Source organism: Oleiphilus sp. HI0086, assembly GCF_001635225.1.
The window spans coordinates 1-1,285 of record NZ_LWFZ01001305.1 but is presented as its reverse complement, the minus strand read 5'-3'; the positions used below and the strand labels follow the sequence as shown (position 1 = coordinate 1,285).

Annotated in this window: 2 protein-coding genes; both read right to left on the bottom strand. The window is 41.7% G+C overall.

Annotated features, from left to right (window positions below; genetic code table 11):
* Positions 1–364: 364 nt before the first annotated feature.
* Positions 365–793 carry a tetratricopeptide repeat protein gene (locus tag A3756_RS22420; protein ID WP_068554706.1) on the bottom strand — a complete coding sequence of 143 codons (429 nt, stop codon included), beginning with the start codon at positions 791–793 and terminating at the stop codon, positions 365–367.
* A 41-nt stretch (positions 794–834) separates the two neighbouring features.
* Positions 835–1,285: DUF6172 family protein (locus tag A3756_RS22415; protein WP_231875614.1), on the bottom strand; the 451-nt coding region annotated here is incomplete at its 5' end.

Below are 1,285 nucleotides of genomic sequence, written 5' to 3'. Positions count from 1 at the left end.
AGGTCTCGCATTGATCACTTTCCACTGAGGCATCATCAGGATTCTGCTTGGGTCTGATGATTTGAGTGTAGATACCCTTATTTTGAAGTCCTTCAACCCAGTACTTCAAGGTATTGGCAACGCCATTTACTTCAGGGTAGTAGGTTTCAGTAACAATGCTCACCTTGATTTTTGTCATATCAATACATACTTGGATTTGTACAATTTATGTACAAACTATTCATGTTTGAAGTGACAGTTTGGTGACAAAAGGATGATGGTTTGATGACTTAGGGGCTTTGCCAGAACAGTAGAGTTCTGGGTGTCGCCACAAAAGTACTTATTGAAACTATCTTAAGGGCGAATAAAGTGTGCCCGGTTATGCTTATTCCATCGGGCTTGCTAAGGAATCAAGTAATTCGTTGATCTCTCGTTTAAGTGAGTCATCTTCAATTTTATTGGCGCTAACTTTAGCGTTTTGCAGGTTTTTGATTGCTTCCTCAGTCTGGCCGAGCTCGACCTGCAAGNTCGCCATTGAGTATGCCACTGAAGACATATGGTCTTTTGAATTAATATCGACAGACTTCTTTAGGGCCTTTTCATAAATGGCTATCGCATCGCTTAAGTCTTCTGAAAAGTCAGCTAATGTTTCCCATTGAACAGGGTGATCCTTATCTGTATCTTCATTATCTAGACAGATCGCCTTGAGTTCAGAGTAGAGCGAATCAAAGGTTTCTTGGTCATCTTTTTTCGCTGCTGCCATTAGCTTTTCTGCAAGCCCGTGGACGGCTTTATATATCTTGGTGTTCATCATTTCTTTTTACCTTTGAGTCACGCTGCCTTAGGGTTTACTGTCTAATATTCCTGTTGAATCGAATTGCCATCAGGTGAAACGGCTTTAGCAGTGATTTCCACGTAGATAGTCATAATGTTATTCGCAACCAGTTCATCGATATGGCTCATCAAAGAGGGCAGCTGAATTTCCACAGCCGCTTCTTCTGATTGACCAAACTTACAATCAAAACCCCAATATTTAGTGCCAGAAGGTAGAGGCTTCTTACGTTCCTTTTTGAGAAACTTTCTGATGTCATGTTTTACTGAGTCGACAACGCGAGGCACTTTGATTTTTGGGTGAGCTAATTGATAAGTTTTTTTCATCGGAAGTCCTGCTTGGGTGAGCGCCGTTTGCGCTAGAGAGTTTAAACTGTGGGCAGTGTAATGTTTATGCCGACATTCTACCATGACTTTGACATTTAGCTTGGATTCCTGGGTGTGTGGCCTCCAGCTTAGGGCATACTCATCTTGT